Genomic DNA, 19,199 nt, shown 5'->3' on the forward strand with positions numbered 1-19,199 from the left:
CACGACAGTTAGGAGGAGCGGTTGTCTGCCGCAGCCGGGCTGGAGGCCGCCACGGTGAAACATCCGGAGGCGATGGCGCCGGTCATCGGAATCCTCGATCAACTGCAGGAGATGACTCGCTCCGCGGGCCGGCAAGACCTGGGTGGCCGACTGAGTATGGTCCGGGCCCGGGTCGGTGACACACGGCTGCGCCTGGTGGTCGTAGGTGCCGCGAAGAACGGTATGAGCACCCTGGTCAACGGTCTGATCGGGGCGCGGGTGAGCGCCACCGAGAGTGCGATGAGTGTGCCGGTGATCGTGGAGTTCGGACCGGAGCCGAGCGCCGTGCTGGTGAAATCGCTGGGCGCGGGCCAGATCGAACGTCAGGCTGTCGATCCGCTGGACCCCGGGCCTGCGCTGGCCGCCGACGGGGTGATCCGCGCCGAATTCACCGAGCCGAGCCCCCTGCTGGCCGAGGGCCTCGTCCTGATGGATGCACCGGGTTCCAACGGCGACGACCACACCACCTGGTCGATGATCGCCGCCGCGGATGCGGTGCTCTACGTCGGTGACGCCGGAATCGAATTCAGCGCGGAACAGATCGGTTACCTCGAGCGCATCCAGCAGCTCTGTCCGACGGTCATCTGCGCGCTGAACAAGATCGACCTGCACCCGCATTGGCAGCACACCCAGCAACGCAATCGCGAGCTATTGGACGCGGCCGGTCTCGGCTTCGCGGTGGCACCGGTGTCCGCGCTGCTGCATCTGCAGGCGGGCGATTATCAGCGCGATATGGAGTCCGGCGTGCCCCAACTGGTCGACCACCTGCGCGACTACGTGCTGGCACGGGCAGACAGCCTGGTGCTGGAAGCCGCGGCCAACGACATCCGGTTGGTCGCCGACCACTTGGCCGTGACCCTGCGGACCGAGGCCGAGGCGCTGCGCGATCCGCGCCGCCGGGTGGAAATCACCGAACAACTGGTCGCCGCCCGCGACCGGGCCGATCAGCTGCGACAGCGTTCGGCCAACTGGCAGGTCACCCTCGGTGACGGCAGCACCGAGCTGATGGCCGATATCGAACACGATTTGCGGCACCGGCTGCGCAGTCTGGTGCGCGATGCCGAGGCCGAGATCGCCCAGACCGATCCGGCCCGCGGCTGGCAGGATTTCGGCGCGGATCTGGACGCGCGCATCTGCGAGGCCGTCGAAGAGAATTTCGTGGTGGCGCACTACCGGGCGGTTGAGCTGTCCGAACAGGTTGCGGCCAAATTCCCCGCCGATCACCGCACCCCGCCGCTACCGGACCTACGCCTGGAAAATCCCGGTGAAGTGCTCGACCAAGTCGCGCCGCTGGATCCGCTGATCAGCGGGAAAGCCGGTGTGCTCGGCCAATTCCTGACCGTCATGCGCGGGTCCTACGGTGGCCTGCTGATGGTCGGTGTACTCACCAGCCTCCTGAAAATGCCACTGGTGAACTGGTACTCGGCCGCCGCCGCCCTGCTGCTCGGCGCCAACGCCCTGTGGGACGACCGCAAGGCGCGCAAGCAGCGCCGTCAGGCCGAGGCCAGGGTTTCGGTGGCCAGACTGATGGACGATGTGATCTTCCAGGTCGGCAAGGAATCGCGAAACCGGTTGCGCGCCATGCAACGCTCCCTGCGCGATCACTTCACCGATATCGCCACCGACGTACTCCGCACCGCCGACGAACGTTTGCGGGTCGCGGAGGTGGCCTACGGCAAATACGGCGACCACCGCGAGGAGCGCATCGCCGACCTCGATGTGCAACTCGCCAGGCTGCGGGGGCTGCGCGCCGAGGTCGATGGGGTCAGCGCGGCCGCGTAGGCAAGACCGTACGCTTCACGGCCTCAGGTCGGAATGCTCGCCGGTGTGTGCGCTGGCTGGAACCCGCCGGAGTGGTGTGACTGCTCGGCCCTGATCACGTGCGTTACCGCATTGATCAGCGCCAGATGGGTGAATGCCTGCGGGAAGTTGCCGAGATGACGCCCACTGCGCGAATCGATTTCCTCGGCGTAGAGCCGCAACGGACTCGCATAGCCGAGCAGCCGCTCGCACAGATGTCGGGCCCGCTGTACTTCGCCGATTTCCACCAGTGCGGAGACCAACCAGAACGAGCAGATCGTGAAGGTGCCCTCCGCGCCGGTCAATCCGTCATCGGTGGTCTCGGTCCGGTAGCGCAGCACCAGACCGTTCTCGGTGAGCCGGTCGGCGATCGAGAGCACGGTGGCGCGCACCCGATGGTCGGTGGGCGGCAGGAAGCGGTTCAGCACCACCAGCAGCAGTGACGCGTCCAGGGTGTCGCCACCGTAAGTCTGGGTGAAGACACCGTCGGCATTCACGCCGTTGGTGAGGATATCGGCCTTGATCTGGTCGGCGATGGTGTACCACTCGGTGGCCCGCTCGTATTCGCCGTGCAGTTCGGCCAGCTTCGCGCCGCGGTCCAGTGCCACCCAGCACATCACCTTCGACGAGGTGAAATGCTGTGGCTCGCCACGCACCTCCCAGATGCCGCGGTCGGGCTCCCGCCAGCGCGCGATGGTTGCCTCGACCTGGCGCTCCAACAGTGGCCACAGCGACTCCGGCACGTGTTGGCGGGATTTCACGTGCAGGTACACCGCATCGAGCATGGTGCCCCAGATATCGTGCTGGTCCTGGTTGTACGCTCCGTTGCCGATGCGCACGGGTTTGGCGCCGTCGTAGCCGGTCAGGTTGTCGAGGGTGGTCTCGGTGAGGTCGCGTTCGCCGCCGATACCGTAGAGCACCTGCAGCGGAACGGGTTCGCCGTTGTCACCGGTGGTGGCGTCCCTCAGGAAGGCGAAGAAGTCGTTGGCCTCGCGGTCCAGACCGAGTGTGTACAGACCCCACAGCGCGAAACTGGAATCACGCACCCAGGTATAGCGGTAGTCCCAATTGCGTTGGCCGCCAGGGGTTTCGGGCAGTGAGGTGGTTGCCGCGGCCATCAGCGCACCGGTCGGCGCGTAGGTGAGTCCCTTGAGCGTCAGTGCGCTGCGCTGCAAGTAGTTGCGCCACGGATGATCCGGGAAATCGCCGAGGGTGATCCACTGCCGCCAGCATTCGGTGGTCTGCCACATCTTCTGCGCCGCCTCTTCGAAGGTGCGCGGTGCGGGCAACTCCGACCAGGTCAGCGCGACGAACACCTCGTCGCCCTCCTTCATCCTGGTCCTGGCGCGGGCCTCGCGGCCCTCGAGTCCGAGCCGCAGGTCGGTGGTCAGCACCAATGTCGGGCCCGCACTCGGATCGGTGGTGCGCACCGCGGTGGCCTCCTCGTACACCTTGCCGGTGTACTCCCAGCGGGCCGGGGCGCGGTGGTAGTCGAAGGCGGGTTCGCAGCTCATCTCCAGCTCGACCGTGCCGTTCACGCACTTCACCGTGCGCAGCAGGACGTGCTCGGCATCCCAATCCATTGGCGTGCGGCGATGGGTCTTGCTGCGCTGCTCATTGTTGTGCCATGGGCCGAGCACCAGTGCGTCCCGCACGATCAGCCAGCCGGTCTCGGTCTGCCAGGTGGTTTCCAGGATCATGCCGCCGGGCAGATACCGCCGCGATGCGGGCACATTTACCCCATACGGGCCGATCCGGAAATGTCCGGCGCTGCGATCGAGCATCGCGCCGAAGATGCTCGGCGAATCGGGTCGTGGCACACACATCCACTCGACGCCGCCATTGCTGGCGATCAGACAGCTGGTCTCACAGTCGGACAGGAATGCGTAATCGTCGATCGGCGGATAGGTGGCGTGCTGGCGCACCTCGGTCAACTGACTGAGCACAGGCAGGTCGGCAGGTTCGTCGACGGTCAGATCATCGGAAGACGCCATACCTTATCTTCGGTCCGTCTGCCCGTATCGTCCACCGCGCGCGCCGAAACCCGACCACCACGCGGTGCCGACGGCGCGGCAAATTCAACACGGCTAGGCTGGTGCCGTGCATCAGATCGCAGGGTGGTGGGACGGCTTCGAACTGTGGGTCGCGGGATTGCCGTTTATCCCGCAGTTCGTCGTGGTGTTGGTCGGCATGGTTCCGGTCAGCTTCGCCATCGCCTACCTGCTGGACCGACTGCTGCGGATCTCGCTGCAACTGCTCGGCCGTAATCCCACGGCCTCGACGGCACTCACCGCGCAGGATGTCGTGGGCACCGAGCCCGTCCTCATGCCCGAGCCGATCGCGCCGCCGGTTGCCGTGCGCGAGACCGCGCAGAGCGGGGCGCGTTGATGCCGCGTTCCCGTGTTCAGCTCGCCTTGATCGCCCTGCTCGTGCTCGTGGTTATCGCCTGGCTTATTACTCGTTAGCGTCCCGGTCCGCACCGGTGCGCCAGTCGTTGAACCGCTTGCCGATCTTGGAGACGGTTTCGCCGACCTCCTGACCGACCGTGCTCACCGCCGATCCGACATCACGCCCGAGATTTCGTACGGTGCGGATCAGCGGATCCTCCGACTGGTCGAAGTTCTGCCGGTAGATGCGTGCGGCCTCCTTGATCTCATCGCTGATCCTGGTGTTCTTATCGTGTTCGCGGCGCGGGTAATCGCCGCCGAGCACGCGGTTGTATTCGCCGGATTGGATCCAGCGGCGCAGCTCCGCGGCCCGCAGCACCGAGAACGGATGACTCTGCAGTTCCAGATTGAGCAGCTTCAGCACACCGTCGCGCAGATCGCCGGAGCGCTCGTAGTCATCGGCCTGTTGCAGGAACGCGCCGTGGTTCATCTCCTTGATCCAGGTGCCGCCCGCGGTCTTCATGTGCACCCGCACCGACGCCTCGACATCCTGACCACACAGCAGCCCGGCCCGATCGCCGGACAACTCGGACTTGCGGCTCCACTCCATCAGTGCGGCAACGATCGCGCGCAGTGCCCAGCCACCCACCGGCACCCAGCCCAGATTGGCCGAAATGCGCAGCAGATGCATGAGCATGGTGCGGTACACCGCATGTCCGGACAGCGCGTGCCCGATTTCGTGACCGACGACGAAGCGCAGCTCCTCGGTGTCCATCAGATCGATCAGCCCGGTCGTCAGCACGATGAACGGCTGGTCCATGCCGATCGTGAAGGCGTTCACATGCGGGCTCTGCAGCACGAACATCTCGGGTGTGGTGCGCGCGTCCAGTACCTCCACACAGTCCTGACGCAACTGGTGCAGCGAACGGAACTGGCGTTCGTCCACCCGGACCGCGGTCGCGAGGTACAGCAGCCGGTGCTGGCGTTCCTGCAGCAATCCGGACAAGGTTCGTAAAACGGTGTCGAACCCGGCGAGCGAGCGCAGCGTCACCAACGCGGTGCGGTCGGCGGGATGCTCCCATGCCCGAGTGCTGATATCGGGGAACCGGGTGCGTACGCGGTCCGGGCTGGTAGTCATGGGATGAAACCCCCCTCTTCCAGTAACTTTGTCGGTTTTTGCCGCCTGCAAGCGGATAGCTAGCGTTGATTCGAACTGGTGACGTTTCCTCTGCTACAGTCTGCCCGTGTCTTCGAGTGCCGTCCCGCAGGTCCGCCATGAACTGGCGTTGATCGCTGTCGGCAACCTCGCGGTCGCGGACATTCTCTGTCGCTGATCGGCTCCGGGCGCTGCTGCGCACCCATCTTTCTCTAGACTGGCGCGCAAACTTTTCGCAGCAGTGTCCGTACCCCGACCTTCGGTCGACAAGTCGCGCCGCAGTTCTACCGCCGCGACAACTAGTCCATGTCGTGGCGGAGCGCATAGGAAAGGTTCCACCCATGTCACCCAGGTCCTTGCTCCTCGGATCGTCCCGATCGCACCGTCGCCCGGTGATCGCGGCACTAACGGCCGTCGCCGCCGTTGTGCTCGCCGCCTGCGGTGGTGGAGCGAGTGACACCGTCGGCGGCGGTGGCGCCGACGGTAGCGGCGGCACCCTCAACCTGTACGCCTACGCCGTCCCGAAGCCTGGTTTCGACAAGGTCGTCCCCGAGTTCAACAAGACCGATAAGGGCAAGGGCGTCCAGATCAACGGCTCCTACGGCGCGTCGGGCGATCAGTCCCGCAAGGTCAAGGACGGCGCCGAGGCCGATATCGTCAACTTCTCGGTCGAGCCCGATATCACCCGCCTGGTCGACGCCGGTCTGGTCGACCCGAGCTGGAATGCCGACGCTACCAAGGGAATTCCGTTCGGCTCGGTCGTCGCGATCGTGGTGCGCAAGGGCAATCCGAAGGGCATCAAGGACTGGGACGATCTGCTGAAGCCAGGCGTCCAGGTCGTCACCCCGAACCCGTTCAGCTCGGGTTCGGCCAAGTGGAATCTGCTCGCGCCGTACGCGGCCAAGAGCGACGGCGGCAAGAACCCGCAGGCGGGTCTGGATTACCTGAGCCAGCTCATCTCCAAGGAGCATGTGCAGGTGCAGCCGAAGTCGGGCCGTGAGGCCACCGAGACCTTCCTGCAGGGCACCGGTGACGTGCTGCTGAGCTACGAGAACGAGGCGATCTTCTCCGAGCGCAATGGCGATCCGATCGAGCACATCGTGCCGCCGACCACCTTCAAGATCGAGAACCCGGTCGCGGTACTGAAGAACAGCAAGCATCTGGACACGGCGAACGCCTTCCGCGACTTCCTGTTCACCACCGAGGGCCAAAAGGCTTGGGCCTCGGCGGGATTCCGCCCGGTCGACCCGAAGGTGGCCGCCGACTACGCCAAGGACTTCCCGACTCCGCAGAAGCTGTGGACCATCGCCGATCTCGGTGGCTGGAAGACCGTCGACAAGGACCTGTTCACCCCGAACACCGGCTCCGTCGCGGTCATCTACGACAAGGCCACCAAGTAATTCGGTGATCCGAAACACCCTGCGGTGTGTGCGACGGGCCCGGAGTAAGCAGCTCGCATAACCACGAAGGGCCCCGCGCACACCGCAAATCGAAGCAGGATACTGGACGATCGTGACTGACAGCAGCAGCGCCGGGATCGGGCATGCGCCCGCTCCCGGCGGCTCCGAAGACGCCACACCCAAGGCAGCAGGCCGGAACTGGTCGTGGCTGCGGGTAACCGGTTCGGTGGGTCCGCTCGGCATCGCCACCGCGGTGCTCTGGCTCAGCATCATCGTGCTGCTACCGCTGGCCGCGCTGACCGTCACCTCATTCGATGACGGCTGGTCCGGGTTCTGGGATGCGATCACCGCACCTGCGGCCATCGACTCGCTGCGCATCACGGTGCTCGTCTCCGTGGTGGTGGCGATCATCAATGTCGTGATGGGCACGCTGATCGCCTGGGTGCTGGTCCGCGACGAGTTCCCGGGCAAGAGCATCGTCAACGCGCTCATCGACCTTCCGTTCGCGCTACCGACGATCGTCGCGAGCATCGTGCTGCTGTCGCTCTACGGGCCGCAGAGTCCGATTGATATCCACCTCAACGCCACCCAGCCCGGCCTCGTGGTGGCACTGGCCTTCGTCACGCTTCCGTTCGTGGTCCGCTCGGTGCAGCCGGTGCTCATCGAGGCGGACCGGGAGGTCGAGCAGGCCGCGCTGTCTCTCGGTGCGGACAGCTGGACCACCTTCCGCCGCGTCGTCTTGCCGACCCTGGCCCCCGCCATCATCAGCGGCGGCGGCCTTGCCTTCGCCCGCGCCATCGGCGAATACGGTTCGGTGGTGCTGATCGGCGGCGCCATTCCACGCAAGACCGAAATGGCCTCGCAGTACATCCAGAAGCAGATCGAGATCGACCGGCCGGTGAATGCGGCTGCGGTCTCGGTCGCACTGCTGGTCATCTCGTTCGCGACCCTGCTGGTACTGCGGCTGTGGGCCGAGCGTACGGCGCGCAAAGAGCAGGAGGCGCGATGAATCTGTCCTGGCCGACCCGTATTTCGCTGCGCGTGGTTGCGCTCGGCTACCTGTTCGTCCTGCTGGTGCTACCCCTGGTCATCATTCTGTGGCGCACCTTCGAGAAGGGCATCGGCGCGTTCATCGACTCGATCTCCACGCCCGCGGCGATCTCGGCATTCCAGCTGTCGGTCCTCATCGTGGTGATCGTGGTCCCGGTGAATGTCATCTTCGGCATAGTCACCGCGATCGCCCTGGTGCGCGGCAAGTTCCCGGGCCGCACGCTGGTGCAGGGCATTGTGGATCTGCCCTTCGCCGTCTCGCCGGTCGTGGTGGGCGTCGCGCTGATCCTGCTGTGGGGTGCGGACGGCTGGTTCGGCGGACTCGAAGACGTCGGTTTCAAGGTGATCTTCAATCTGCCCGGCATGGTGATCGCGACGATCTTCGTCACGCTGCCGTTCGTGGTGCGCGAGGTCGAGCCGGTGCTGCACGAGATCGGCGACGATCAGGAGCAGGCCGCGGCCACCCTCGGCGCGTCCCGCTGGCAGACGTTCTGGCGGATCACCCTGCCCGCTATCCGCTGGGGTCTGACCTACGGTGTCGTGTTGACCGTCGCGCGTGCACTCGGTGAATTCGGCGCGGTGATCATGGTGTCCTCGGCGCTGCCGGGTAAATCGCAGACGCTGACTCTGCTCGTACACGGTCGATACATCAACGACCACAACATCTTCGGCGCCTATTCCGCCGCGACTCTGCTGATGGGCCTCGCCCTCGTAGTCCTCCTGTTGATGACCCTCCTCGAGCGTAAGCGGGGCACCAAGTGATCACCGTGACCAATGCGAAGAAGAACTATGGTTCCTTCGCCGCCCTGAACGATGTCAGCATCGAGATCCCGTCGGGGGAGCTGACCGCGTTGCTCGGCCCGTCGGGTTCGGGCAAGTCGACCCTGCTGCGCTCGATCGCGGGCCTGGAGTCGCTGGACGGGGGCATCGTCACCATCGCGGGCAACGATGTCACGCACGTGCCGCCGCAGAAGCGCGATATCGGCTTTGTATTCCAGCATTACGCCGCGTTCAAACATATGACCGTGCGCGATAACGTCGCCTTCGGCCTCAAGATCCGCAAGCGCCCCAAGGGCGAAATCGCCAAGCGCGTCGACGAATTGCTCGGCATCGTCGGCCTCGACGGCTTCCAGCACCGTTACCCGGCCCAGCTTTCCGGCGGTCAGCGTCAGCGCATGGCACTGGCTCGCGCGCTCGCGGTCGACCCGCAGGTGCTGCTGCTGGACGAGCCGTTCGGCGCGCTCGATGCCAAGGTGCGCGCCGATCTGCGCACCTGGCTGCGCAGGCTGCACGAGGAGGTCCACGTGACCACCGTGCTGGTTACTCACGACCAGGAGGAGGCACTCGATGTCGCCGATCGGATCGCGGTGATGAACAAGGGCCGTATCGAACAGGTCGGCAGCCCGGAGGATGTCTACGACCGGCCCGCCAACGAATTCGTCATGTCCTTCCTGGGCGCGGTGGCCCGGCTCAATGGACATCTGGTGCGTCCGCACGATATTCGCGTCGGCCGCGATGCCAGCATGGCGCTGGCCAAGAACGAGGGCACTGCGGAATCGGCGGGCGTCACCCGTGCCACTGTGGAACGCGTTGTGCACCTCGGTTTCGAGGTGCGCGTCGAGTTGCGTAATGCGGCGACCGGCGATCTGTTCGCCGCTCAGGTGACCCGCGGTGATGCCGAGGCGCTGCAGCTCAGCGACGGGGAAACCGTGTACGCGCGTGCCACCCGTATTCCGGAACTGCCTGCGGGATAAGGGCACTGTCGATTCGCGGCGCCGTCCGCGGTTACGCTCCGCTACCGCCTCTGGGCGCGCCGCACACGCCGCGAATTCGACTCCGCTTTATGGCTGCGGATTCCGCATGCGTGAAATCCGTGGCCATTCATGGCGTGTCGAAACCGAACTCCGGTTTCCACGTCTCATATTGTGCTGAATGCGAAACATGCTAGTGGGTTCCGGTGAATTATCGGGACGTAATCCGATGTGAGCATTCGCAATGGTCGTCGAACGCGGCCCTTATGTGGGCGGCGGGAAGTTGATCGATCACCATGTCAATTCGAAGACAGATGTTTCTCGCGCTGGCCGCTGCCGGCGCGGCGGTGATAATCCAATCCGGTCCGGCAATCGCCGCACCACCACCCGGAACGCCGGCCGTGCGGGCACCGGATGGCCCGGTTATCACCGAGATTCCCGCGGACTCGCCCGGGGTAGCCACAATCGGTCCGGAATCGGTGGGGAAGCCGATCCCGAACTCATATGGCGGTCTGACTCCGGCGCAGTTGATACCGCACGGAATCGAGGGCGAGCAGCGGCATTTCACGCCGAATCCGGAGCAATGGGATAACGCGCGGACGATTGTCGAAGTGGTCCTGCGTCGCGATATGCCCGCCTATGCGGCGGTGGTCGCGCTGGCCACCGCACTGCAGGAATCATTGCTGCGCAATCTGACCGAGGCGGTCGATTACGACTCGCTCGGGGTGTTCCAGCAGCGCCCGTCCGCGGGCTGGGGTACGCCCGAGCAGCTCATCGATCTGCGTTATGCGACCGAGCGATTCCTGGACGCACTGCTGGTCCACGCGCCGGACTACCGGGCGATGCCGCTGTGGCAGGCCGCGCAGGCCGCGCAGCGCTCGGGCTTTCCGACGGCGTACGCGCGGTGGCAGGAGCAAGCCGCGCAGATGGTCTCGCGGTTGCTCGGACCGCGGCAGGCACCGGTGCGACGGGCGGCGAGCGCCAAAGCGGTGCTGGGATGTTGCTGATCAGTTGCCGATGGCCGCAATGGTTTTGATTTCCCGCACCGGAATCGCTTGCGAATTCCGGTGCGGGGAGTCGCAACTCGTTGCTGGATCGGGCTCGTCCGGCCGGTCGCGGACTGGTCGGTATCGACATGGTTCGGGTCGGCTCATCGCGGCCTGTTCGGCAACCTCGATGGGTAGTTGATTTGTCGCTGTTTTCGCATGTGAGCTCGTATATCGACAACCAAGACGGCAGGGTGGTCACCGGCTGGCAAACTGCGAGAGGTCATCGTTGAATTCCGCCACGCCGTAAGGAGATCCGGCCGCGACATCCGCGGTTCACGTTTCGTGCCAGGTGAGCGGGGTCGGTGCTGGTCCGATGCCGCCCGCGTCAATGGCGGCGGCATGCGGACAACCGTATGTCCGGTAGTTGGCAGGCTGGTCGCGGAGTGGTTGCGTGAAAAGGGTTCGAAGCAAATCGACTCGGCGATCAGAGGATTGCGATGGCGGTTGGTCTCGGTTTGAGCATAGGCACGGTGAACACGGTTTCCGCTCTGGCGGAGGAGGGTTCGGCCAAGGCTCCACCCGGTCGCCGCTCCGCCGCCGAACGCTCGCCCGCCGTCACCCGCCGCACCACCCTCACCTTCGACAGCAACGGAATGGCCAGGGTCGGCATGATTCCGCGCCACGGGCGCGCCATCACCGAATTCGCCGATCTGAGTCAACGCAAGACCAAGCAGGCCAGGGTCGGGCACCGCGCGCTGACCGCGGCCGATCTGATCGCTGTCGTCGCGGAATGCCTGATCGCCGAGGCGCGGCGTGATCGTCGCGCGGACGGTGCGGGGGTCATGCTGACACATCCGGCGGGCTACGCCGAGGGACACGTGAAGGAGTTGCGCGCGGCGCTGGACGCGATCGGCTTATCTCATGTCGCGATGGTTGCTGAACCCGTTGCGGCGGCCACCTGGCTCGAGGCCGAACGCGGGCCGTTGATGCCGGGTCTAGCCCTGGTTTATGACCTAGGCGGTGCCAGCCTCGATATCACGCTGGTGCGAGTCGGCGCGGGCCGTCCGCGCAATCCGATTGTCGGCGTACCGATCCGCTCGACGGACTTCGGCGGGCGGGCGTTCGGCGCGCTGGTCGCCGCACGGGCCGGGAACGGGACCGTGCCCGCCTCTATCTCCGGTGTGGCCACCGCCGACGAATTGCGCGCCATCCATATCCGATCCTCGTTGAAGTTGATCTATCGCTGTCTGCGGATGGCGGATGTGACCATGGCCGATGTGGACTGCGTCCTGGTGGTCGGCGGCGCGGCCCGGCCGGTCGAAGTGGCCCAGGTGCTCGCCGGTGAACTGGCGCGTCCGGTGATCACAGCCCCGGATCCGGAACGCACGATCGCCGACGGCGCCGCCATCCTGGCGCGTCGCGCCGTTGCCGCGGACAAGGAGGCGACCGGACATCATCATCGGCGCACAGCACGCGCAGCGACGACGCGCGCCCTCTTACTTTCCCGGCGCACCAGGCGCCGCTTGACCCGGGTGGCGATCGCGGCAGGGATGTCGGCCGCAGGAGTGGCGCTCGCGCTGGCGCTGCCCGCCGACACGGTGGTCGCGGGACTGTCGCAACTCGGGCTGCGGTAAAGGCAGACCCGGCGGCGTACCGCAGCGTCGCCGGGGATGCCGAATATGCGCCAGGTTGACGTGACTCCTCGTAGGTGTAACTATGGGATACAGTAAATGTGTCTTACGAGGAGAGGCAGTGACGACGATGTCTGCAGCCGTGACGCCCGCAGTCGATCCCGAACTGGCGAAGGCGCAGGAGTATGCCGCCAAGCTGCTGCTGCTCTCCGAAGGTTCGGTGAACAAGCACTTCGACCCCTTCGAGGACATCGACTGGGACAATCCGGATTTTGCCGCGGATGCCGGTGAAGAGCGCTGGGTGCTCCCCGTATCCGGAGATGCGCTCGGTCGCCATCCCTGGTACCAGGCGCTGCCGCTGGAGCGGAAGATCGCGATCGGCAAGTACCGCCAAGCCAACGTCGCCAAGGTCGGTCTGCAGTTCGAATCCATCCTGATCAGCGGTATGGTCACGCACAGCTTCGGCCTGCCCAACGGTTCGCCCGAATTCCGCTACTGCTCCCACGAAATGATCGAGGAGCACAACCACACCCTTATGTTCCAGGAGATGGTCAACCGGATCGGCATCGACGTTCCCGGTATGGGACCGCTCGTGCGCAAATTCAAGTACATCGGCGCGCCGGTGGCCGCGCTGTTCCCGAACCTTTTCTTCATGGCCGTGCTCGCGGGTGAGGAGCCGATCGACCACATTCAGAAGGCGATCCTGCGCTCGGGGGAGGATGTGCATCCGATCATGCGGGGCGTGATGGCGATTCACGTCGCCGAGGAGGCGCGCCACATTTCCTTCGCGCACGAATTCCTCCAGCAGCATGTGCCCGAGAAGAATGCGGCCAATAAGCTGGTGCTCTCGATCGTTATGCCGATCGTCATGTTCATCCTCGGTCGCTCGATTTACACCCCGCCCCGGTCGTTCTTCAAGGAGTTCGATATTCCGGAGGAGGTGCGCAAGGAGCTGTTCTACGGCTCTGAGCAGGCCAAGCGGGAGTTCAGCGACTTCTTCGGCGATGTACGCACATTGGCCGCTGACATCGGCCTGATGAACCCCATCGGCAAGGCGGTCTGGAAGTTGCTGAAGATCGACGGCCACACCACCCGCTACCGCTCCGAGCCGCTGCGCTCGGCCAAGGCCGGCTGACGTGCCGTACGTCGTCACGCAGTCCTGCTGTAGCGATGCGTCCTGCGTCTACGCCTGCCCGGTCAACTGTATCCATCCCACGCCAGACGAACCCGATTTTCTGACGGCGGAGATGCTGTATGTCGACCCGCAGGCGTGCGTGGACTGCGGCGCGTGTGCGAGTGCGTGCCCGGTCGATGCCATCACATCGTCGAAGAAGCTGACCGACGAGCAGAAGCCGTTCATCGAGATCAATGCCGACTTCTATCGGCAGGCGCGCCTGCGCCCGCTGCTGGCGAAGCCGGTGCCCGCGGCCGAGATCCACACCGAGCGTCAGCCGCTGCGGGTGGCGATCGTCGGATCCGGCCCCTCGGCCATGTACGCGGCCGACGAACTGCTGACCCAGCCCGACGTCACTGTGACGGTCTTCGATCGACTTCCGGTACCCCATGGACTCGCCAGATACGGCGTCGCGCCGGATCATGACAGGACCCGGCAGGTGAATAAGCTCTTCGATATCATCTCGGCACAGCCCGGTTTCGGGTCGTATCTGAATATCGAAGTGGGCAAACATATTTCGCATGCGGATCTGCTCGCGCACTTCCACGCGGTGATCTACGCGGTCGGTGCGTCCTCGGATCGTAAGCTCGGCGTTGCAGGAGAAGGGTTGGCGGGCAATGTATCCGCCACCGACTTCGTCGCCTGGTACAACGGACATCCGGATCACGCCGAGCGAACCTTCGATCTGTCGCAACGTCGGGCGGTCATCGTGGGCAATGGCAATGTGGCTCTCGATGTGGCGCGCATTCTGGCCAGCAATCCGGAGACATTGGCGGGCACCGATATTGCACCGCATGCGCTGAAGGCACTGCGGGAGAGCAAGGTCGAGGAAGTGGTCGTGCTCGGTCGGCGCGGTCCTCTCGAATCCGCTTTCACCGTACCGGAATTCGTAGGACTGCTCGGTGCAGATGTCGATATCGTCATCGAGGGCGAACTGCCTGCGGTGACCGACGAGCTGCCGTATCAGGTCGAGCAGAAGCTACGGTTACTGCACAGCGTGGCCGAGCGGCCGCTCGGCGCGCGCAAGCGGATCGTCTTCCGGTATCTGGCCGCGCCGACCGCGATTCTCGGCACGGACGAGGTAGCCGGTATCGAGGTGAGCCGCAACGAACTCGTCACCGATCCGGATGGTCGCGTTCGTGCGGTGGCGACGGGGGAGACCGAGCGGTTGGATGCCGGGCTGGTGCTCACCTCGGTGGGTTATCGCGGTGTTGCTGTGCCCGGCTTGCCGTTCGACGAGCAGGCCGCCGTGATCCCGAACCTGAACGGTCGCGTGCTGGAACAGTCCGGTGGTGCGGTGCTGCCCGGAATCTATGTCACCGGCTGGATCAAGCGCGGTCCCACCGGATTCATCGGCACCAACAAATCCTGTGCGCAGGAGACGGTTCGGCAGTTGGCCGATGATTTCAACGCCGGTAGGCTGCGTGAACCCGCCAGTAGCGCAACGGATTTCGACCATCTGGTGCATCGTCGTCGGCCCTCGGTCGTGGCTCGCCGAATCGCGGTACGAACCGGTATCGTGCGCCGTCTGTTCGCCCGCGCCTAGCGGCGCATGCGCGCCCATGTCTCATTCGAGCTGTGTAACGGATTTCGCCCCCCGTCGACATGATGGTTGCGCGGTAGGGTCCGTGACGACGGTTGGCACCTCGGCGCACGGCGACGCGATGAGGGCGAGTGCCGGGCCGAGGTGCCGATTGGCGACTATTTGGCGGTGAATCCACCGTCGATCGCGAGTGCCGCGCCGGTGATGAAGCTGGCCTCATCGCTGAGCAGGTAGGCGCAGAACGAGGCGATCTCCTCCGGCGTGCTGATCCGGCCGAGCGGGTGCAGTGCGGCGATGGCCGCTTCACCCTCGGGGGTCGCGCCCATCGAGTTGCGGAAAGCTGGCGTGTCGACCGCGCCGGAGACCAGCGCGTTGACGCGAACGCCCTGTTCAGCGGCCTCTAGCGCCACCGCGCGAGTCAGCCCGACGACACCGTGTTTGGCCGCCACATACGGTGCCACCGAACCCATGCCGACCACACCGAGGTTCGAGGCGTTGTTGAGGATCGCGCCGCCGCCCGAGGCGACAATGGCCGGAACCTGGTGGCGCAGACCGTAGAACACGCTGGTCAGATTGAGTTCGAGGTCGGCGCGCCACCCCGCCTCGTCGATCTGCTCGACCGGGCCGAAGGCGTTGACGGCGCCCGCATTGTTGAATGCCGCGTCCAGACGCCCGTATTCGGTGATTGCCGCCTGCGTCAGTCGGGCCACATCGTCCTCGATGGTGACATCGGTCGGTACGAAGATCGCCCGGCCGCCCGCCGCGCGGATATCGGTCGCGACCTGCTCGCCCGCGTCTTTACCACGGGCGCCGAGTACCACCGCCGCACCCTCGGCCGCCGCTCGCGTGGCCACCGCCTTGCCGACACCCGAGCTGGCCCCGGTGATGAGCACCACCTTGTCCGCGAAACGCGTAGACATCGTTTTCGAATTCCCTTCTCGCCCTGATGATTTCATGGTCGATGAGATGGCGTGGGATGTTGTTTCGTCCGTGCGCTCGCTCATCGCTGAATCCAGTCAACTGGGCGGGGAGTGGTAGTGCTAGCGGAAATCAGCCGTTACATTTGATGTGTCATGCTCCCGTGTTCGGGATGCTCGCACTATGAAATCAATAGCGTTGGCAATGATTTGGTTACCGACCAGTCGGTGTGGGTTGTCGGTTCTGGGCGGTTCGATTGTTTAAGGCAGATGAGGGGCCCGGTTCGAGTTACTGTGCGGTAGCGGAATCTGGCTTACTGCAGTGGAATCGGGCCTTCGGTCGCGAAACGCCGATCGTCCAGAGGACTGAATGAATCTTTCTCGTGCGATCTAGCTGGGGATTTGACGGAGAGTCAACGGAAGTCAAACGTTTCATATCAATTCGACATCCGAATCAATCCGGTAGCAGCTAACCTGTGGGTGCTGTTTGGGAAGCGACCGCGGCCACATGGATCTCCTATGTGATGGACGTGGTCTCGGTGCGTTGACGGGATAGCGAATGACTACAGGTCTGGGTTTCAGCATCGGTTCAGTGAACTCTGTTTCCGCCATGGTGACCGGCGAGCGACCGTTGTCGTCGGTGCGGACGCGCCGCACGGCGGTGACCTTCGACAGTGCGGGTGGCATCCGAATCGGTGGAATCCCCCAATTCGATATGGCGGTGACGGATTTCGCTGATCTGGCGCGAGATCCGGAGTCGGTCATCGTGGGCGGTCGCTTCTGGTCGCCCGCGAACCTGGTCGCCGCCGTGGTGAACGGCCTGCTCGAATCCTTCCCGCCGACCGCGGGAGCCGTGGCCACCTATCCCGCATGCTATTCCGATAAGCAGCTGTCGCTGCTGCAGCAGGCATTGAATCTAGCCGGGGCCGCGGATGTGCTGCTCGTACCCGAACCAGTCGCGGCCGCGGAGTGGCTCGAACAGGAACGCGGACCGCTGGAGTCCGGATTCGTGCTGGTGTACGACCTCGGTGGGTCCAGCCTCGATGTGTCGATGGTGCGGGTAGGACCCGATTGGGACGATCATCCGATCGTCGGAAAGTCCGTGCGCTCATACGATTTCGGCGGTCGACCGCTCGGTTCGATGATCGCGCGCTATGCCCGGGTCGCCGAACCCGGCGACAACGGTTCGATGCTGCAGATGACCTCGATTGTCGATATCACGAGTATGCGCGACCAGCACATCCGGGATTCCCTCGATGTGGTGCACGAATGCGTGGAATCGACGGGGCGGTGCCTGTCCGATATCAGCTGCATCCTGCTGGTCGGCGGTGCCACCCGTCCCGTCGATGTCGCGCGGACTCTCGCCGAACTCGGCCGACCGGTGGTGATGTCGACCGATCCGGGCCAGACCGTCGCCGTCGGGGCCGCCAGCTATGCGGCCCGCACCTTCGCCCCACTCGCGACCGGTGGTCGGCATCGAGCGCCGAAGATAGCCGTATTCTCCAGTGCCGCAGTGGCTTCCGCAGTGGCGGTATCGGCCGTCACGGTATTCGGCGGCCCGAATATTTCGCAGATGCCGTCCCTGGTGGATGCCTCGCCGGGCAGCTTCCCGATGGACAACTTTCTGTTCGAGCCCCATGTCGAGGCGCTCGCCGGGGCCGGTTCCGCTGCGGTTGGTTGGGCGAGCACAGCGGCGGGCTTCGGCTCTTCCGGCCGACCGGCATACGGGATCGCGCCCGTCGCCCATACGACACCTCTCGGACCATCGATCGGCCCCTCCGTAGCCGAATCACATGGCGGACGACACAGCGAACCACGCGGTGGGACCGCATATTCCGGTGGTGGCACCTACGCCAACCCGGCGCAGTTCCTGAACCCCCTGCCCTTCACCCGAAGTCCGCGGGCGATCCCAGCCGCGCCCGCTGTTGGCACGCCTATTCCGAGCGTTAGCCTTCCGGGCTCGGTTCCCGCCCCGGGTAATTCGGTACCCGGTGGCACCGCGACGACCCCGGGTACCGGAATTCCGGCGACTGGCGGTACCTCGACTGTTGACGGTGCACCGGGCTCGACGACGAACGAAACATCCACCGAAACTGCGACATCGGGCGGCAGCGGGTCCGGCGGTAGCCCGGGTAATGCATCCGGCGGTGCGACTTCGGGCACCAGCGGTGCAACGTCGGGGGATTCCACGAGCGGCGGTTCGTCGGAAAGTACCGCCGATGGGGCGACAAATACTGGCACTTCAGGTGGTTCGACGGGCGGCAGTACCTCGGGTGGTTCGGCGAGCAATGGTGCTTCGAGCTCGACTGGTGGCGGTGGTTCGGCGAGCAATGGTGCCTCGGGCTCGACTGGTGGTGATGCTTCGGGTGGTTCGGCGAATGGCAGTGCCTCGGGCTCGACTGGAGGTGGCGCTTTGGGTGGTTCGGCGAATGGCGGTGCCTCCGGAGGCTCCACCAGCGGTGGTGCTTCGGGAGGTTCGACGAGCGGTGGTATGTCGGGCGACTCGACCAATGGCGGCAGGTTCGGCGGTTCGACCGGTGGCGGCACCTCAGGCGGGACCAGCGTCGGTTCGGCCGGAGGCACCTCGGGCAGCGGAAGGTCCTCCGGCGGGACCACTTCCGGCGGTAGCACCGGTGGCACCTCGTCCGGCGGGATTTCCTCACACGGTACGGGCGGCTTCGGTGGCGGCGGCGGTGCCCGCAGGTAGTCCGCTGTAGTACTCCTCGAGCGACCCGCAGTGGGGCCTCTGCGCAGCGAACTGCGATCGTCCACTGAGCGAGGCCCGAGGGGGTTGGAGCCTGCTATGGCTCCGATCGGCGGAACGGGCATTGGCCGATTGTGGGCGTGGCCCGCAGGGTGACCGTCCGGCAGTAACTTTCGGGCGTATCAGCAGTGCCTAGGCTTGCGCGGCGCAGCCTCACAAGAGGCGCGATCGTCCCGCCGCGCGGGTGGCCGAGACGGGCGCTGGAAGTGCGCGAACCCCGAGATGGGATGCTGCTGTTCGTGCCGTCGGTGCATAGGCGGCCTTACAGCTGCTTTGGTGCGGTGGCACTTCGTGCCGAAATCCTTTGGTGATCAGTGTGGAGCTGCTCCAGTGGATGTGGCCTAGCCGAGGTTGGAGTCCGCAAGTTCGCAGTGGGGCGCGAGCCCGGAAGATATCACCGCCGCAGGGTCGGCGGTTGGGTGAAAGTCGCTGGTCTGGACGGCTGTTGGTTGCGCGGCGGACGGTCACGTGACGGCGTTGATCAGCACTGTTTGTCGGGGATTCGCACATCTTGTGGCGCTGGGAAGAGGGGCGGTCTCGATGAAGAAGTGCTGCTGTTGACGTCCGGGGTATCGGCGAGGGGTGGGGACATTCGGAC

General features: G+C 65.1%; 15 protein-coding genes. 12 read left to right on the forward strand and 3 right to left on the reverse strand.

Annotation, left to right across the window (positions count from 1 at the left end; translation table 11 throughout):
* The first annotated feature begins 21 nt into the window (after window positions 1–21).
* Window positions 22–1,821, forward strand: coding sequence for a hypothetical protein (locus ACIBJI_RS12115; protein WP_397084026.1), 1,800 nt, complete (start codon window positions 22–24; stop codon window positions 1,819–1,821).
* Between the two features lie 23 nt (window positions 1,822–1,844).
* On the opposite strand, the gene ACIBJI_RS12120 is transcribed toward ACIBJI_RS12115, so the two are convergent.
* A complete protein-coding gene (locus ACIBJI_RS12120; protein WP_364339192.1) occupies window positions 1,845–3,833 on the reverse strand; it encodes a glycoside hydrolase family 15 protein in 1,989 nt (662 codons plus the stop codon).
* A gap of 106 nt (window positions 3,834–3,939) precedes the next feature.
* On the opposite strand from ACIBJI_RS12120, the gene ACIBJI_RS12125 reads away from it, so the two are divergent.
* Window positions 3,940–4,227: a hypothetical protein gene (locus tag ACIBJI_RS12125; protein ID WP_396955806.1), complete on the forward strand. Its 288-nt coding sequence runs from the start codon at window positions 3,940–3,942 to the stop codon at window positions 4,225–4,227.
* A gap of 66 nt (window positions 4,228–4,293) precedes the next feature.
* Here the strand turns inward: ACIBJI_RS12125 and ACIBJI_RS12130 are convergent, their stop codons facing one another.
* The gene (locus ACIBJI_RS12130) at window positions 4,294–5,364 is read right to left on the reverse strand and encodes a M48 family metallopeptidase (RefSeq protein WP_396955807.1); all 1,071 of its coding nucleotides are present in this window, start codon (window positions 5,362–5,364) and stop codon (window positions 4,294–4,296) included.
* A 106-nt stretch (window positions 5,365–5,470) separates the two neighbouring features.
* On the opposite strand from ACIBJI_RS12130, the gene ACIBJI_RS12135 reads away from it, so the two are divergent.
* From ACIBJI_RS12135 to ACIBJI_RS12175, 9 genes are all read left to right on the forward strand, one after another.
* Window positions 5,471–5,560: an Ms4533A family Cys-rich leader peptide gene (locus ACIBJI_RS12135; protein ID WP_309546086.1), complete on the forward strand. Its 90-nt coding sequence runs from the start codon at window positions 5,471–5,473 to the stop codon at window positions 5,558–5,560.
* A gap of 163 nt (window positions 5,561–5,723) precedes the next feature.
* Entirely contained in the window at window positions 5,724–6,782 is a 1,059-nt protein-coding gene (locus tag ACIBJI_RS12140) for a sulfate ABC transporter substrate-binding protein (protein WP_364339200.1), read from the forward strand.
* A 208-nt stretch (window positions 6,783–6,990) separates the two neighbouring features.
* On the forward strand, window positions 6,991–7,791 hold the full coding sequence (gene cysT / locus ACIBJI_RS12145; protein WP_364339776.1) for a sulfate ABC transporter permease subunit CysT: 801 nt from the start codon (window positions 6,991–6,993) through the stop codon (window positions 7,789–7,791).
* The gene (gene cysW, locus ACIBJI_RS12150) at window positions 7,788–8,594 is read left to right on the forward strand and encodes a sulfate ABC transporter permease subunit CysW (protein WP_364339202.1); all 807 of its coding nucleotides are present in this window, start codon (window positions 7,788–7,790) and stop codon (window positions 8,592–8,594) included. The genes cysT and cysW overlap by 4 nt, the downstream gene beginning before the upstream one ends.
* A complete protein-coding gene (locus ACIBJI_RS12155) occupies window positions 8,591–9,586 on the forward strand; it encodes a sulfate ABC transporter ATP-binding protein (protein WP_364339204.1) in 996 nt (331 codons plus the stop codon). The genes cysW and ACIBJI_RS12155 overlap by 4 nt, the downstream gene beginning before the upstream one ends.
* Before the next feature lie 293 nt (window positions 9,587–9,879).
* Entirely contained in the window at window positions 9,880–10,590 is a 711-nt protein-coding gene (locus tag ACIBJI_RS12160; RefSeq protein ID WP_364339206.1) for a hypothetical protein, read from the forward strand.
* A 512-nt stretch (window positions 10,591–11,102) separates the two neighbouring features.
* Complete coding sequence (locus tag ACIBJI_RS12165; protein WP_364339209.1) at window positions 11,103–12,206, forward strand: Hsp70 family protein; 1,104 nt, start codon at window positions 11,103–11,105, stop codon at window positions 12,204–12,206.
* A gap of 127 nt (window positions 12,207–12,333) precedes the next feature.
* On the forward strand, window positions 12,334–13,338 hold the full coding sequence (locus ACIBJI_RS12170; RefSeq protein WP_364339778.1) for a diiron oxygenase: 1,005 nt from the start codon (window positions 12,334–12,336) through the stop codon (window positions 13,336–13,338).
* 1 nt (window position 13,339) lies between these two features.
* A complete protein-coding gene (locus ACIBJI_RS12175; RefSeq protein WP_364339211.1) occupies window positions 13,340–14,923 on the forward strand; it encodes an FAD-dependent oxidoreductase in 1,584 nt (527 codons plus the stop codon).
* Between the two features lie 155 nt (window positions 14,924–15,078).
* Here the strand turns inward: ACIBJI_RS12175 and ACIBJI_RS12180 are convergent, their stop codons facing one another.
* Window positions 15,079–15,840: a glucose 1-dehydrogenase gene (locus tag ACIBJI_RS12180; RefSeq protein ID WP_364339213.1), complete on the reverse strand. Its 762-nt coding sequence runs from the start codon at window positions 15,838–15,840 to the stop codon at window positions 15,079–15,081.
* 589 nt (window positions 15,841–16,429) lie between these two features.
* Between ACIBJI_RS12180 and ACIBJI_RS12185 the strand changes: the two genes are divergently transcribed.
* The gene (locus tag ACIBJI_RS12185; protein ID WP_364339215.1) at window positions 16,430–18,544 is read left to right on the forward strand and encodes an Hsp70 family protein; all 2,115 of its coding nucleotides are present in this window, start codon (window positions 16,430–16,432) and stop codon (window positions 18,542–18,544) included.
* Window positions 18,545–19,199: the final 655 nt, after the last annotated feature.

This window comes from Nocardia sp. NPDC050408 (assembly GCF_044458905.1).
Lineage (GTDB): Bacteria > Actinomycetota > Actinomycetes > Mycobacteriales > Mycobacteriaceae > Nocardia.

What these genes read in the sequence shown, in the direction of transcription:
- cysW (WP_364339202.1), top strand. Translation starts at nt 7,788, where the DNA reads ATGAATCTGTCCTGGCCGACCCGTATTTCGCTGCGCGTGGTTGCGCTC.
- ACIBJI_RS12140 (WP_364339200.1), top strand. Translation starts at nt 5,724, where the DNA reads ATGTCACCCAGGTCCTTGCTCCTCGGATCGTCCCGATCGCACCGTCGC.
- ACIBJI_RS12120 (WP_364339192.1), bottom strand. Translation starts at nt 3,833, where the DNA reads ATGGCGTCTTCCGATGATCTGACCGTCGACGAACCTGCCGACCTGCCT.
- ACIBJI_RS12170 (WP_364339778.1), top strand. Translation starts at nt 12,334, where the DNA reads ATGTCTGCAGCCGTGACGCCCGCAGTCGATCCCGAACTGGCGAAGGCG.
- ACIBJI_RS12180 (WP_364339213.1), bottom strand. Translation starts at nt 15,840, where the DNA reads ATGTCTACGCGTTTCGCGGACAAGGTGGTGCTCATCACCGGGGCCAGC.
- ACIBJI_RS12160 (WP_364339206.1), top strand. Translation starts at nt 9,880, where the DNA reads ATGTCAATTCGAAGACAGATGTTTCTCGCGCTGGCCGCTGCCGGCGCG.
- ACIBJI_RS12130 (WP_396955807.1), bottom strand. Translation starts at nt 5,364, where the DNA reads ATGACTACCAGCCCGGACCGCGTACGCACCCGGTTCCCCGATATCAGC.